Source organism: Klebsiella sp. 2-CIP_Kleb. (assembly GCF_050378715.1).
GTDB classification, from domain to species: domain Bacteria; phylum Pseudomonadota; class Gammaproteobacteria; order Enterobacterales; family Enterobacteriaceae; genus Klebsiella; species Klebsiella quasipneumoniae.
Window position 1 is genome coordinate 119,720 of the sequence record NZ_JBNRLG010000005.1, and the last position, 13,699, is coordinate 133,418.

At 57.7% G+C, this 13,699-nt stretch carries 13 protein-coding genes and 1 other annotated feature; of the genes, 8 read left to right on the top strand and 5 right to left on the bottom strand.

Annotation, left to right across the window (positions count from 1 at the left end):
- Nucleotides 1-242 precede the first annotated feature (242 nt).
- From ACQUTP_RS17490 to thrC, 5 genes are all read left to right on the top strand, one after another.
- Nucleotides 243-929 (top strand): tRNA/rRNA methyltransferase, encoded by a 687-nt coding sequence (locus ACQUTP_RS17490; RefSeq protein WP_004204223.1) that lies wholly within the window; start codon nucleotides 243-245, stop codon nucleotides 927-929.
- 211 nt (nucleotides 930-1,140) lie between these two features.
- The gene (gene thrL, locus ACQUTP_RS17495) at nucleotides 1,141-1,209 is read left to right on the top strand and encodes a thr operon leader peptide (RefSeq protein WP_004222578.1); all 69 of its coding nucleotides are present in this window, start codon (nucleotides 1,141-1,143) and stop codon (nucleotides 1,207-1,209) included.
- Nucleotides 1,148-1,265: a sequence feature (Thr leader region), on the top strand. It overlaps the preceding gene by 62 nt.
- 25 nt (nucleotides 1,266-1,290) lie before the next feature.
- On the top strand, nucleotides 1,291-3,753 hold the full coding sequence (gene thrA, locus ACQUTP_RS17500; protein WP_080848000.1) for a bifunctional aspartate kinase/homoserine dehydrogenase I: 2,463 nt from the start codon (nucleotides 1,291-1,293) through the stop codon (nucleotides 3,751-3,753).
- 1 nt (nucleotide 3,754) lies between these two features.
- Nucleotides 3,755-4,684: a homoserine kinase gene (gene thrB / locus ACQUTP_RS17505; protein WP_002887853.1), complete on the top strand. Its 930-nt coding sequence runs from the start codon at nucleotides 3,755-3,757 to the stop codon at nucleotides 4,682-4,684.
- Between the two features lie 3 nt (nucleotides 4,685-4,687).
- Nucleotides 4,688-5,968, top strand: a complete 1,281-nt coding sequence (gene thrC, locus ACQUTP_RS17510) for a threonine synthase (protein ID WP_002887863.1) — start codon at nucleotides 4,688-4,690, stop codon at nucleotides 5,966-5,968.
- A gap of 48 nt (nucleotides 5,969-6,016) precedes the next feature.
- Here thrC and yaaA read toward each other — a convergent pair whose 3' ends face one another.
- Together yaaA and ACQUTP_RS17520 are read right to left on the bottom strand one after the other, a co-directional pair.
- Nucleotides 6,017-6,790, bottom strand: coding sequence for a peroxide stress protein YaaA (gene yaaA, locus ACQUTP_RS17515; RefSeq protein WP_009309177.1), 774 nt, complete (start codon nucleotides 6,788-6,790; stop codon nucleotides 6,017-6,019).
- A 77-nt stretch (nucleotides 6,791-6,867) separates the two neighbouring features.
- Nucleotides 6,868-8,298: an alanine/glycine:cation symporter family protein gene (locus ACQUTP_RS17520; RefSeq protein ID WP_004204227.1), complete on the bottom strand. Its 1,431-nt coding sequence runs from the start codon at nucleotides 8,296-8,298 to the stop codon at nucleotides 6,868-6,870.
- Between the two features lie 202 nt (nucleotides 8,299-8,500).
- Between ACQUTP_RS17520 and tal the strand changes: the two genes are divergently transcribed.
- From tal to ACQUTP_RS17535, 3 genes are all read left to right on the top strand, one after another.
- Nucleotides 8,501-9,454, top strand: coding sequence for a transaldolase (gene tal / locus ACQUTP_RS17525; RefSeq protein ID WP_004204228.1), 954 nt, complete (start codon nucleotides 8,501-8,503; stop codon nucleotides 9,452-9,454).
- A gap of 99 nt (nucleotides 9,455-9,553) precedes the next feature.
- Nucleotides 9,554-10,141 carry a molybdopterin adenylyltransferase gene (gene mog / locus ACQUTP_RS17530; protein WP_004204229.1) on the top strand — a complete coding sequence of 196 codons (588 nt, stop codon included), beginning with the start codon at nucleotides 9,554-9,556 and terminating at the stop codon, nucleotides 10,139-10,141.
- Between the two features lie 119 nt (nucleotides 10,142-10,260).
- Nucleotides 10,261-11,562 (top strand): MFS transporter, encoded by a 1,302-nt coding sequence (locus ACQUTP_RS17535; protein ID WP_285755763.1) that lies wholly within the window; start codon nucleotides 10,261-10,263, stop codon nucleotides 11,560-11,562.
- 56 nt (nucleotides 11,563-11,618) lie between these two features.
- Here the strand turns inward: ACQUTP_RS17535 and satP are convergent, their stop codons facing one another.
- From satP to ACQUTP_RS17550, 3 genes are all read right to left on the bottom strand, one after another.
- A complete protein-coding gene (gene satP / locus ACQUTP_RS17540) occupies nucleotides 11,619-12,185 on the bottom strand; it encodes an acetate uptake transporter (RefSeq protein ID WP_049093220.1) in 567 nt (188 codons plus the stop codon).
- An 88-nt stretch (nucleotides 12,186-12,273) separates the two neighbouring features.
- Nucleotides 12,274-13,023, bottom strand: a complete 750-nt coding sequence (gene msyB / locus ACQUTP_RS17545) for an acidic protein MsyB (RefSeq protein WP_285755762.1) — start codon at nucleotides 13,021-13,023, stop codon at nucleotides 12,274-12,276.
- Nucleotides 13,024-13,051: 28 nt separating this feature from the next.
- The gene (locus tag ACQUTP_RS17550; protein WP_049093221.1) at nucleotides 13,052-13,456 is read right to left on the bottom strand and encodes a DUF2541 family protein; all 405 of its coding nucleotides are present in this window, start codon (nucleotides 13,454-13,456) and stop codon (nucleotides 13,052-13,054) included.
- Nucleotides 13,457-13,699 lie beyond the last annotated feature (243 nt).

Sequence of the window (13,699 nt, forward strand, 5' to 3'; positions counted from 1 at the left end):
AATAAATACAGTGAATCCAATGTCTGGAACGATGCGTCAGATGAAATTTCATTGCCCATCATATGGATAAATGGGTTCTGTTAACATACTCCTTGTCATGGCCTCCTGAAAACAGTTTAGATTTTTTTATGGGTAAGAAAACGCAATTTTAGTGATTTTTGTTGCAAATTTGTAAATTTTCACCGCGTAAAATGGGGGGCTCCGCGCCTCAGACAACGCCTGAGAGAGAGAATGAAACCGCAATGCGTTTAACGATTATTTTGGTCGGTCCTGCCCGGGCCGAGAACGTCGGTGCCGCCGCCAGGGCGATGAAAACCATGGGATTTCGCGATCTGCGGATCGTGGACAGTGAAGCCCATCTGGCGCCGGCGGCACGCTGGGTGGCGCACGGCTCAGGCGACATCCTCGATGGCATCACCACCTATTCCACCCTTGCTGAGGCGCTGCACGACGTCGATTTTACCGTCGCCACCACCGCCCGCAGTCGCGCGCGGTTTCACTATTACGCCACGCCGCAGCAGTTGTTGCCGCTGCTGGAGGAGAAGGCGAACTGGATGACCCATACCGCGCTGGTATTTGGCCGTGAAGACGCCGGATTGACCAATGAGGAGCTGGCCCTGGCCGATGTGCTGACCGGCGTGCCGATGGTCGCGGATTATCCGTCGCTGAACCTCGGTCAGTCGGTGATGGTTTACTGCTATCAATTAGCATCGCTTATGCAACAATCGGCTCCCGCCGCTGCCGCGGCAGACCATCATCAGCTGCAGGCGTTGCGCCTCCGCACCATGGCCTTGCTTTCGCGTCTGGGCGTGGAGGACGATGCCAAACTGGCCGACTGGCTGTCGCAACGATTGGGGCTGCTGCAGCAGCGAGACACGGCAATGTTGCATCGTTTGCTGCATGATATTGAAAAAAACCTACCAGAATAAAGTTCTGTCATATTTTTTATTTATGGTTGCATGTACTGTTTTTGCGGGAGGTGTTCCGCCAATCTGGGTGTTTTTTCTTGTCGGGGTGGCGCAATACGTAAGCCGGCTGAAATGGGGTTAATTGAGAAATTCATTGACTTAAGACGGCAGATACTTTAACCAATATAGGCAGGACACACAGACAGATAAAAATACAGAGTACACAACATCCATGAATCGCATCGGCATGATTACCACCATTATCACCACCACCATTACCACAGGTAACGGTGCGGGCTGACGCGTACAGGAAACACAGAAAAAAGCCCGCACCTGAACAGTGCGGGCTTTTTTTTTGACAAGAGATCAAGGGGTAAGAACCATGCGAGTGTTGAAGTTCGGCGGTACATCAGTGGCAAATGCGGAACGGTTTCTGCGGGTTGCCGATATTCTGGAGAGTAATGCCAGGCAGGGGCAGGTAGCGACCGTCCTGTCTGCCCCGGCGAAGATCACTAACCATCTGGTAGCGATGATTGAAAAGACCATTGGCGGCCAGGATGCCCTCCCCAATATTGCCGACGCTGAACGCATTTTTGCCGAACTTCTTCAGGGCCTTGCCGACGCCCAGCCCGCTTTCCCGCTCGCCCAGTTGAAAGCCTTTGTTGAGCAGGAGTTTGCTCAGATTAAGCATGTCCTGCACGGTATTAGCCTGCTGGGTCAGTGCCCGGATAGCGTCAATGCCGCGCTGATCTGCCGAGGCGAAAAGCTCTCCATCGCCATCATGGCGGGTCTGCTGGAAGCCCGTGGTCATAAAGTCAGTGTCATTAACCCGGTGGAAAAACTGCTTGCCGTTGGTCACTACATGGAGTCCACGGTCGATATCGCCGAATCCACCCGCCGCATCGCCGCCAGCCAGATCCCGGCAGACCATATGATCCTGATGGCCGGGTTTACCGCTGGCAATGAGAAGGGGGAGCTGGTGGTGCTGGGGCGCAACGGCTCCGACTATTCGGCTGCGGTACTGGCCGCCTGCCTGCGCGCCGATTGCTGCGAAATCTGGACCGATGTCGACGGAGTGTACACTTGCGACCCGCGCCAGGTGCCGGATGCGCGTCTGCTGAAATCGATGTCTTATCAGGAGGCGATGGAGCTCTCCTACTTTGGCGCGAAAGTGCTGCACCCGCGCACCATCGCCCCTATCGCCCAATTCCAAATCCCATGTCTGATTAAAAATACTGGCAACCCGCAGGCGCCGGGAACGCTCATCGGCGCCAGCCGCGACGAGGACGATCTGCCGGTTAAAGGCATCTCTAACCTCAACAACATGGCGATGTTCAACGTCTCCGGGCCGGGGATGAAAGGCATGGTCGGCATGGCGGCCCGCGTCTTCGCCACCATGTCCCGCGCCGGCATCTCGGTAGTGCTGATCACCCAATCCTCTTCCGAGTACAGCATCAGTTTCTGCGTGCCGCAGAGCGACTGCGCGCGAGCTAAACGGGCGATGGAAGATGAGTTTTACCTCGAGCTGAAAGAGGGACTGCTGGAGCCGCTGGCCATTATGGAGCGTCTGGCTATTATCTCGGTGGTAGGCGACGGGATGCGCACCCTGCGCGGTATCTCGGCAAAGTTTTTTGCCGCGCTGGCTCGCGCCAATATCAATATCGTGGCGATTGCTCAGGGCTCCTCCGAGCGCTCCATTTCGGTAGTGGTTAGCAATGACGATGCTACCACCGGCGTGCGTGTGACCCATCAGATGCTGTTCAACACCGATCAGGTGATCGAAGTGTTCGTCATCGGCGTCGGCGGCGTCGGCGGGGCGCTGCTGGAGCAGATCAAACGCCAGCAGAGTTGGCTGAAGAGCAAACATATCGATCTGCGCGTTTGCGGCGTGGCCAACTCTCAGGCGCTGCTGACCAGCGTGCATGGTCTGAATCTGGAAAACTGGAGTGAAGCGCTGGCGGAGGCGAAAGAACCCTTTAATCTTGGCCGCCTGATCCGCCTGGTAAAAGAGTACCACCTGCTGAATCCGGTGATCGTCGACTGTACCTCCAGCCAGGCGGTCGCCGATCAGTACGCCGACTTCCTGCGCGAAGGTTTCCATGTGGTCACGCCGAATAAAAAGGCCAATACCTCTTCACTGGATTACTATCATCAGCTGCGCCACGCGGCGAGCAGCTCGCGCCGCAAGTTCCTCTATGACACGAACGTTGGCGCTGGCCTGCCGGTGATTGAGAACCTGCAGAACCTGCTCAACGCCGGCGATGAACTGCGCCATTTCTCCGGGATCCTTTCCGGTTCGCTGTCGTTTATCTTCGGCAAGCTGGATGAGGGCGTGAGTTTCTCGGCGGCGACGGCAATGGCCCGTGAGATGGGGTATACCGAGCCGGATCCGCGCGACGATTTATCCGGGGTGGACGTCGCGCGTAAGCTGCTGATTCTGGCCCGTGAGACCGGGCGTGAACTGGAGCTGTCGGACATTATCGTCGAGTCGGCGCTGCCGGCGGACTTCGACGCCAGCGGTGATGTCGAGACCTTTATGGCCCGCCTGCCGTCGCTGGATGATGGGTTCGCCTCGCGGATCGCTAAGGCGCGCGATGAAGGTAAAGTCTTGCGCTATGTCGGTAACATCGAAGAGGATGGTACCTGCCGGGTGAAAATTGCCGCCGTTGACGGTAACGATCCGCTGTACAAAGTCAAAAATGGCGAGAACGCGCTGGCCTTTTACAGCCACTATTATCAGCCATTGCCGCTGGTGCTGCGCGGCTATGGTGCCGGGAACGACGTCACGGCGGCCGGCGTATTCGCCGACCTGCTGCGCACCCTTTCCTGGAAGTTAGGAGTTTAAGATGGTCAAAGTATATGCCCCGGCTTCCAGTGCCAATATGAGCGTCGGGTTTGATGTGTTGGGCGCGGCGGTCACGCCGGTCGATGGCACGCTGCTTGGCGACAACGTCACTGTCGAAGCGGCGGAGCAATTCAGCCTGCAGAATCTGGGACGCTTCGCCAGCAAACTGCCGACGGCGCCGCAGGAGAACATTGTTTACCAGTGCTGGGAAAGCTTTTGCCGGGAGATCGGTAAGACGGTGCCGGTGGCGATGACGCTGGAAAAAAACATGCCGATTGGTTCCGGGCTGGGTTCCAGCGCCTGCTCGGTGGTCGCCGCGCTGGTGGCGATGAACGAGTTTTGCGGTAAGCCGCTGAACGAGACGCGCATGCTGGCGCTGATGGGGGAGATGGAAGGGCGTATCTCCGGCAGCATTCACTACGACAACGTGGCGCCGTGCTATCTTGGCGGCATGCAGTTGATGATCGAAGAGAACGGGATTATCAGCCAGCAGGTGCCCGGGTTTGATGAGTGGCTGTGGGTGCTGGCCTATCCGGGGATTAAAGTCTCCACCGCCGAAGCGCGGGCGATTCTGCCGGCGCAGTACCGCCGTCAGGATTGTATCGCCCATGGTCGCCACCTCGCGGGCTTTATTCATGCCTGCTACACCCGCCAGCCGCAGCTGGCGGCAAAATTGATGAAAGATGTGATTGCCGAACCGTACCGAACCAAACTGCTGCCGGGCTTTAGCGAAGCGCGTCAGGCGGCCATGGAGATGGGCGCCCAGGCTTGCGGCATCTCCGGCTCTGGCCCAACGCTATTCGCGTTGTGCGATAAGCCGGACACCGCACAGCGCGTCGCCGACTGGCTTGGCGCGCACTATCTACAGAATCAGGAAGGCTTTGTTCATATTTGCCGGCTGGACACGGCGGGCGCACGCGTAGTGGGATAACCAATGAAACTGTATAACTTAAAAGATCACAATGAGCAGGTCAGCTTTGCGCAGGCCGTTACCCAGGGACTTGGCAAGCATCAGGGCCTGTTCTTTCCGCACGATCTGCCGGAATTCAGCCTGACTGAAATCGACGATATGCTGGCGCAGGACTTTGTCACCCGCAGCGCCAAAATTTTATCCGCCTTTATCGGCGATGAGATCCCGCAGGATGTCCTGCAGCAGCGGGTCCGCGCGGCGTTTGCGTTTCCGGCGCCGGTGAGCAAGGTTCAGGAGGATGTCGGCTGTCTGGAACTGTTCCATGGCCCCACGCTGGCGTTCAAGGATTTCGGCGGCCGCTTTATGGCGCAGATGCTGACCCACATTGCGGGCGACAAGCCGGTCACCATCCTCACGGCGACCTCTGGCGATACCGGGGCGGCGGTGGCGCATGCTTTCTATGGTCTGCCGAACGTTAAGGTGGTGATCCTCTATCCGCGCGGCAAGATCAGCCCGCTGCAGGAGAAGCTGTTCTGTACTCTCGGCGGCAACATTGAAACCGTGGCGATTGACGGCGACTTCGACGCCTGCCAGGCGCTGGTGAAGCAGGCGTTTGACGATGAAGAACTGAAGGCGACGCTGGGGCTGAACTCGGCTAACTCCATTAACATCAGCCGCCTGCTGGCGCAGATCTGCTACTACTTCGAAGCGGCGGCGCAGCTGCCGCAGGAAGCCCGCAATCAGCTGGTGATTTCTGTGCCGAGCGGCAACTTCGGCGATCTGACCGCCGGTCTGCTGGCGAAGTCGCTGGGTCTGCCGATCAAACGCTTTATCGCTGCCACCAACGCCAACGACACTGTTCCGCGCTATCTGCAGGGCGGCGAGTGGGCGCCAAAAGCCACCCAGGCGACGCTGTCCAACGCCATGGACGTCAGCCAGCCGAACAACTGGCCGCGTGTCGAAGAGCTGTTCCGCCGTAAAATCTGGCGTCTCAGCGAGCTGGGCTATGCCGCGGTCGATGATGAGACCACCAAAGCGGCAATGCGCGAGCTGAAGGCCATCGGCTACATCTCTGAGCCGCACGCGGCGATTGCCTGGCGCGCGCTGCGCGATCAGCTGCAGCCGGGAGAGTACGGTCTCTTCCTCGGCACCGCCCATCCGGCGAAGTTCAAAGAGAGCGTGGAGGAGATCCTGCAGGAGACCCTGCCGCTGCCGAAAGAGCTGGCCGACCGCGCCGACCTGCCGCTGCTGTCTCACAACCTGCCGGCGGATTTCGCCGCGCTGCGTAAGCTGATGATGGGCTAAATCCTTACCGTCCCCCTGTCGCCTCGAACGCCGCAGGGGGACGCTTACTTACTGCTCGTGGCGTTTAAACACCAGTTCGCCTTTCTCCGAAGCCTCCGCATCAAAGAAATAGCCTTCGCTATTAAAGGATTTCAGCTGCTCCGGCTGGGTTAAGCGATTTTCAATAATGTAGCGGCTCATCAGGCCACGGGCTTTCTTGGCATAGAAGCTGATCACTTTGAATTTGCCGTTCTTCTCATCGAGGAAGACCGGCTTGATCAGCTGGCCCTGCAATTTTTGCGTTTTCACCGATTTAAAATACTCATCGGAAGCCAGGTTGATGACGATATCGTCGCCCTGAGCCTGCAGCGCCTGATTCAGCTTCTCGGTAATGGTATCGCCCCAGAACTGGTACAGATCTTTACCGCGCGGGTTTTCCAGACGGATCCCCATCTCCAGGCGGTAGGGCTGCATCAGGTCCAGCGGGCGCAGCACGCCATACAGGCCGGAGAGCATGCGCAGGTGTCGCTGGGCGAAGTCAAAGTCGTCCTCAGTGAGCGTCTCTGCCTGCAGGCCGGTGTAGACATCGCCCTTAAAGGCGAGGATCGCCTGGCGGGCATTTTGCGGCGTAAAGTCAGGGTGCCAGTCGTGGAAACGGGTGGCGTTCAGATCCGCCAGCTTGTCGCTGATGCTCATCAGCTTGCCGATTTGCGGCGCGGTCAGCTGACGGGCGATGCTGATAAGCTCTTGAGAATACTCGAGGAGTTCGGGCTGGGTATAGCGAGTCGTTGCCAGCGGGCTTTGATAATCGAGCGTTTTAGCAGGTGAAATCAGAATCAGCATATCCAGTCCTTGCAGGTAATTTCGACGAATTTTAACAAAAAAAGTGCATGGTGGGATCGATAGCTGCGATTGCCGCGCTATTCGCGCGGCAGTTCATTCCACGCGCCCGGGGCCAGCTGCTGGTGAATCTCGGGATAGCGCGATGCATCAAAAGTGGGCTGGATGCCCAGCTGGCGCTGACGCAGATAATCACTGGCGATAATTCGCACCGTCGGGGAGAGCAGCAGGATGGCCGTCAGGTTGGTCATCGCCATCAGCGCCATAATGATATCCGCGCTCTGCCAGACGACCGGCAGGCTAACCAGGGTCCCCAACAGCACCATCAGGACGGTGAGTATTCGCAGACCCCAGATATAACGCGGCTTATCCAGATGCAGAAAGATCAGATTATTTTCCGCATACACGTAGTTGGCCACGATAGAGCTAAAAGCGAACAGCAGCACGATGAGGGCGATAAAATCCGCTCCCCAGCCGCCGACCAGCACGCTCATCGCGTGTTGCAAGTCCTGAATACCATTGAGCGTATATTCATTGTCGGGCCGCGGCGCCAGCATGACGATAATCGCGCTGGCGGTACAGATCACGATGGTATCGATAAACACGCCTATCATCTGCACGATACCCTGCGCCGCCGGGTGCGGCGGCCATGAGGCGGCGGCTGCGGCGGCGTTAGGCGAAGAGCCCATCCCTGCTTCATTGGAGAACATGCCGCGCTGAAAGCCGCTGGTCAGCGCCTGGCTGATGGTGTAGCCCACCGCGCCGGCGGCGGCTTCCTGCCAGCCGAAGGCGCAGCGAAAGATGGTGGCGAAAATCGTCGGCAGAGCGGTGATATGCCACAGGCCGATAAGCAGACTGGTGGCGATCCATAGCAGCGCCATGATGGGCACTATCCACTGCATCAGGCGCGCCACGCCGCGTAAACCGCGGAGGATGGCCAGCAGAACGACAACGGCCAGCACGCCGCCGCTGACCGCCGCCGGCAGATCGAACGCATAGCGCAGGGCATGGGCCACGGAGTTAGCCTGCACGGTATTGAAGATAAAACCATAGGCCAGCAGCAGGAGGATCGAAAACAGCACGCCCATCCAGCGCATGCCGAGCCCGCGCGCCATATACCAGGCCGGGCCGCCGCGAAACTGGCCGCGGCTATCGCGTTCTTTATACAACTGGGCAAGGGAACATTCGGCGAAGCTGCTGGCCATGCCGAGCAGGGCGGAGACCCACATCCAGAATACCGCTCCTGGTCCGCCGGCGGCGATGGCCAGCGTGACGCCGGCAAGATTACCGCTGCCAACCCGGGCGGCAAGACTGGTACATAACGCCTGAAAAGAGGTTAAACCGCCCGGCTGCGGGTGCAGGCTTTTTTTCAGACTGCGGCTAAATTTGCGCACGTAACGGAACTGAATACCCCGGGTTTGCCAGCTAAACCAGATGCCGGCGCCCAGTAGCAGATAAATCATCACTGAGCCCCAGAGTATTTCATTGATAAATGAGAGAAAATCAGGCATTAAACATCCTCTTGTCCATGCCGGCACGCCAGTGTAAGCGTTACCAATTAAGTGACAATCCTTGCGCTTTCAGCAAATTAATCTGCATAGTTTATCACACTCTGCGCTCTTCTCTCGTCGGCGGTTGCGCTGACCCGGCAGCGTGTTATCATCTGGGCAGACCGGTTACATCCCCTTAACTGCTGTTTAAGAGAAATATATCATGACGGATAAATTAACTTCTCTGCGTCAGTACACCACTGTCGTCGCTGACACCGGAGATATTGCGGCAATGAAGCTGTATCAGCCTCAGGATGCCACCACCAACCCTTCCCTGATCCTCGGCGCGGCTCAGATCCCTGAGTACCGTAAGCTGATTGATGACGCTGTGGCCTGGGCTCGTAGCCAGAGCAGCGATCGCGCGCAGCAGATCCTTGATGCTTCCGATAAGCTGGCGGTGAACATTGGTCTCGAAATCCTGAAACTGATCCCGGGCCGTATCTCCACCGAAGTGGATGCACGTCTCTCCTACGACACCGAAGCGTCTATCGCCAAAGCTAAGCGCATCATCAAGCTGTATAACGACGCGGGCATCAGCAACGATCGTATTCTGATCAAGCTGGCTTCCACCTGGCAGGGCATTCGCGCCGCTGAGCAGCTGGAAAAAGAAGGCATCAACTGCAACCTGACCCTGCTGTTCTCCTTCGCTCAGGCTCGTGCTTGCGCCGAAGCGGGCGTCTTCCTGATTTCGCCGTTCGTTGGTCGTATCCTCGACTGGTACAAAGCCAACACCGATAAGAAAGAGTATGCGCCGGCAGAAGATCCGGGCGTGGTTTCCGTCAGCGAAATCTACGAGTACTACAAGCAGCACGGTTATGAAACCGTAGTGATGGGCGCCAGCTTCCGTAACGTTGGTGAAATTCTCGAACTGGCTGGCTGTGACCGCCTGACCATCGCGCCAGCGCTGCTGAAAGAGCTGTCCGAGAGCGAAGGGGCCGTTGAGCGTAAACTGGTGTACACCGGTGAAGTGAAAGCACGTCCGGAGCGTATTACCGAATCTGAATTCCTGTGGCAGCATAACCAGGATCCGATGGCGGTAGACAAACTGGCGGAAGGTATCCGTAAGTTTGCGATCGACCAGGAAAAACTGGAAAAAATGATCGGCGAACTGCTGTAATCCCGCAGGTGGCCGACGCCCGTCGGCCACATTACACTGTCTGTCCCGCCAGCAGCAGTGTATCATTTCGTTTAACGCTACAGTTTGAACGGAATAACCATGAATACCTTACGAATCGGCTTAGTTTCCATTTCCGATCGCGCCTCCAGCGGCGTTTATCAGGACAAAGGCATCCCGGCACTGGAAGAGTGGCTGGCGCGTGCCCTCACCACCCCTTTTGAACTGCAGACTCGCCTGATTCCGGATGAGCAGGTCATTATTGAGCAAACGCTGTGCGAACTGGTTGACGAGATGGGGTGCCACCTGGTGCTGACCACCGGCGGAACCGGCCCTGCGCGTCGCGATGTGACGCCCGACGCCACGCTGGCGATTGCCGATCGCGAGATGCCGGGCTTCGGCGAGCAAATGCGCCAGGTTAGCCTACACTTTGTGCCGACGGCGATCCTTTCCCGGCAGGTCGGGGTGATCCGCAAGCAGGCGCTGATCCTCAATCTACCAGGACAACCGAAAGCGATTCAGGAGACCCTGGAAGGGGTGAAAGATGCTGACGGCAACGTGCTGGTGCACGGTATTTTCGCAAGTGTACCTTATTGTGTACAGTTGCTGGAGGGGCCTTATGTGGAAACCGATGGCCGTGTGGTAGAAGCATTTCGTCCAAAAAGCGCCAGACGCGAAACTTTATCCTGAATTTGATGCATTTGTGACATAACCTGCATCGCTGATGGTGTGCCGTTTTATTTACGATATAGTGCTGTTTACTTTACACACTATAAAATACGCTGCACACCTCAGGATGAAATCGCGTTATGTCATATGCAAACCGACCGCTCAACCGCCAGGATTATAAAACGCTAACGCTGGCCGCCCTTGGCGGCGCGCTGGAGTTTTATGACTTTATCATCTTCGTTTTCTTCGCCGCCGTCGTCGGCGAGCTCTTCTTCCCCGCGGATATTCCGGAATGGCTGCGCCAGGTACAGACCTTTGGCATTTTCGCCGCCGGTTACCTGGCGCGTCCGCTGGGGGGGATCATCATGGCCCACTTTGGCGATCTGGTAGGGCGTAAAAAAATGTTTACCCTCAGCATTCTGCTGATGGCGGTGCCGACCCTGGCGATTGGTCTGCTGCCGACCTACAGCTCGGTGGGTATCGTCGCGCCGCTGCTGTTGCTGCTGATGCGTATTCTGCAGGGGGCGGCGATCGGCGGCGAGGTGCCTGGCGCCTGGGTGTTTGTCGCCGAGCATGTTCCGGAAAAACGCATTGGTATCGCCTGCGGCACGCTGACGGCCGGCCTGACCGTAGGCATCCTGCTGGGATCGGTGGTGGCGACGCTTATCAACACCAGCCTGACGCCGCAGGGGATCCACGACGGCGGCTGGCGGATCCCCTTCCTGCTGGGGGGCGTATTTGGCCTGGTGGCGATGTATCTGCGCCGCTGGCTGCAGGAGACGCCGATTTTTCTTGCGATGCAGCAGCGCAAAGCGCTGGCGCAGGAACTGCCGGTAAAGGCGGTCGTCCTCAAGCACCAGAAGGCGGTGGCGGTCTCTATGCTGCTGACCTGGCTGCTGTCGGCAGGCGTGGTGGTGGTGATCCTGATGTCGCCGGTCTGGCTGCAGAAACACTATGGCTTCGCCCCGGCGATGACCCTGCAGGCCAACAGCATTGCCACGATTATGTTGTGCATCGGCTGTCTGCTCGCCGGGCTGGCGGCGGACCGCTTCGGCGCCAGCCGCACCTTTATCGTCGGCAGCCTGCTGCTGGCGGTTGCCAGCTGGGCATTTTATCACCTGTCCGGCGCCAGCCCGCAGCGGCTGTTTCTGCTGTACGGTACGGTGGGACTCTGCGTGGGCGTGGTGGGGGCGGTGCCTTATGTCATGGTGCGGGCCTTCCCGGCGGAAGTGCGCTTCACCGGCATTTCCTTTTCCTACAATCTGTCGTACGCGATTTTTGGCGGCCTGACGCCGATTGCCGTCACGATGCTGATGGGGGTGTCGCCGATGGCCCCGGCCTGGTATGTGCTGGCCTTGTCGCTGATGGGCTTGGGATTAGGTATCTGGCTGCGTCAGGGGCTGACGGCTGCGAGGTTGCCGGAAGGGGAGCTGCAGCGCTAAGCAGGGTTTACCGATGATGACCAGCCGCCGCCCTGTCACAGGGCGGCGGCGGAAGATTAACGCGGTTCGCCGATCGGCAACACGGTGCGGCCGAACTGCTCGTTCAGCACTTCGCCCATCGCCAGGTAAATGGCGCTGGCGCCGCAGATCAGGCCGATCCAGCCGGCTACTTTCACGATGCCTTCGTTATCTACCAGATGCCCAATCGCCAGCAGCGCGAACAGCACCGTCAGGCTCAGGAACACGAACTGCAGCATACGTGCGGCTTTCAGCGTGCCGAAGAACATGAACAACGTAAAAATACCCCACAGGCCGAGATACATGCCGAGGAAGTGCGCGTTCGGCGCATCAGCCAGGCCCATTTTCGGCAGCAGAAGGATAGCAACCAGCGTCAGCCAGAAGCTGCCGTAGGAGGTAAAAGCGGTCAAGCCAAAGGTGTTGCCTTTTTTGTATTCCAGCAGGCCGGCAAAAATTTGCGCAATGCCACCGTAAAAAATGCCCATCGCCAGGATAGCTACATCGAATGCGAAGAGGCCGCTATTCGCCAGGTTAAGCAGAATAGTGGTCATGCCGAAGCCCATAAGGCCCAGCGGTGCCGGATTAGCCAACTTAGTGTTGCCCATAATTCCTCAAAATTATCATTAAAAGGGAAGCATTACCCCGCGACTTGGCGGCGGGGCGCGGCATAATAATGAGGCGCGTAAAGGCTGTCTATGATCTGGCGGGGTATTTTTCACCAATTTCAGTTGCGCCCGGCGACGAGTGGAGCATTTGTCGTAAACAGGCAATTTGCAGGACCGCGGGGATGGTGACCCGATAAGCGCTGCCGCTCACCGCTTTCACGCTGTTCAGCGCGGCGCCAAGCGGCCCCCCCAGCCCGGCGCCGCGTACCAGGCCATGACCGATGACGCTCACGGCGGCGTGCGTGCGCAGGATGGCGGTTAACCGCTCATCCAGTAGCAGGGCAACGCCTTCACTCAGCTTGCGGCGTCTCAACAGATGGGGCAGCAGGCTTTCCAGCTCATGACTCCGGCACTCCACCGCGGCGAGAAACTGCGTTTTTTGTTCCGCATCCAGCTTATTCCAGCTGTGCTGCAGAAAATGCGTCAACAACTGTTGCTCGATCTGCGGCGTCGTCATCTGTTTATCGACCTTTGCCTTCAGCCTCTTACACACATCCAGCAGGATGGCGCGATAAAATTTGCCATGGCGGCGCAGCGTATTGGCGATGCTGTCGCCGCCGAAATGCTGTAGCTCGCCGGCGATCAACTGCCAGTTGCGGCGATAGCGCTCCGGGTGGCCCTCCATAGACAGAAAGGTTTCGTTGCGCAGCAGCGTACTGGAGAGACGGGGTTTGCCATTTTCCCCGTGGGTCAGAATACGGGTAAACGCTTCCAGATGCGCCTCGCTGCACTCAGGCAGAAAGGCGAGATCGTCATCATCCAGATAATTAATACGCATAACGTTTTCTCTCGGGCAGGGGACGACGTTAGTCGTCGCCGATAATTTTCAGTGAGGCCATATCTGAGGAATTGACCGTGTGGCCTGAGAAGGCGATTTTTTTCACACAGCGCTTGTTGTCGTTATCGCTGTTGAGGGTGATCCAGCCGGTGGTGTTGCCCTCTTTGATCCCGGCGGGCACGTTCAGCGTGTGGCTGGCGCCGTGGCTGGCCTTAAAGTAGACGGTTGCTCCGAAGAGCTGTATATCGCCGCGCTCGGCGCTGAGCTGAATACGTTTGACCACCCGGCAGACGGGGAGCTTCAGCGTCAGATCGTTGGTCTCATTGCGCGGCATGGCGATCACGCCGAGGATCTTATGGTCGTTGGCGGCCGCTGAGGTGATAACTGACACGCTAAGGATAAGCCCCGCTGAAAGCCGGAATAGTGATTTCATTAATCTGTCCCCTGAATAAGTAAAGTGCGAGGGCGGGGATCTTATCACTGCGAAAACGGGGCTTTTAGCGCACAAGTATTGCGTTTTATGTCAATGATATTATGAATATATTTGGTTTTTTTATTCGCTATTTGTATGGGTGATTCGCCATCTTTTTTGCCGCCCGGCAATATCCTTTGCTGAGCCATCGGCGACAGGGGGCGAGGGCGTCGGCTGGTCCCCGGCAAAAAATTTTTCTACTTG

Excerpts from the sequence above, each read along its gene's own strand:
- thrC (WP_002887863.1), top strand. The coding sequence starts at position 4,688 with ATGAAACTGTATAACTTAAAAGATCACAATGAGCAGGTCAGCTTTGCG.
- ACQUTP_RS17490 (WP_004204223.1), top strand. The coding sequence starts at position 243 with ATGCGTTTAACGATTATTTTGGTCGGTCCTGCCCGGGCCGAGAACGTC.
- satP (WP_049093220.1), bottom strand. The coding sequence starts at position 12,185 with ATGGGCAACACTAAGTTGGCTAATCCGGCACCGCTGGGCCTTATGGGC.
- mog (WP_004204229.1), top strand. The coding sequence starts at position 9,554 with ATGAATACCTTACGAATCGGCTTAGTTTCCATTTCCGATCGCGCCTCC.
- ACQUTP_RS17550 (WP_049093221.1), bottom strand. The coding sequence starts at position 13,456 with ATGAAATCACTATTCCGGCTTTCAGCGGGGCTTATCCTTAGCGTGTCA.
- yaaA (WP_009309177.1), bottom strand. The coding sequence starts at position 6,790 with ATGCTGATTCTGATTTCACCTGCTAAAACGCTCGATTATCAAAGCCCG.
- msyB (WP_285755762.1), bottom strand. The coding sequence starts at position 13,023 with ATGCGTATTAATTATCTGGATGATGACGATCTCGCCTTTCTGCCTGAG.
- ACQUTP_RS17535 (WP_285755763.1), top strand. The coding sequence starts at position 10,261 with ATGTCATATGCAAACCGACCGCTCAACCGCCAGGATTATAAAACGCTA.
- thrB (WP_002887853.1), top strand. The coding sequence starts at position 3,755 with ATGGTCAAAGTATATGCCCCGGCTTCCAGTGCCAATATGAGCGTCGGG.
- tal (WP_004204228.1), top strand. The coding sequence starts at position 8,501 with ATGACGGATAAATTAACTTCTCTGCGTCAGTACACCACTGTCGTCGCT.
- thrA (WP_080848000.1), top strand. The coding sequence starts at position 1,291 with ATGCGAGTGTTGAAGTTCGGCGGTACATCAGTGGCAAATGCGGAACGG.
- ACQUTP_RS17520 (WP_004204227.1), bottom strand. The coding sequence starts at position 8,298 with ATGCCTGATTTTCTCTCATTTATCAATGAAATACTCTGGGGCTCAGTG.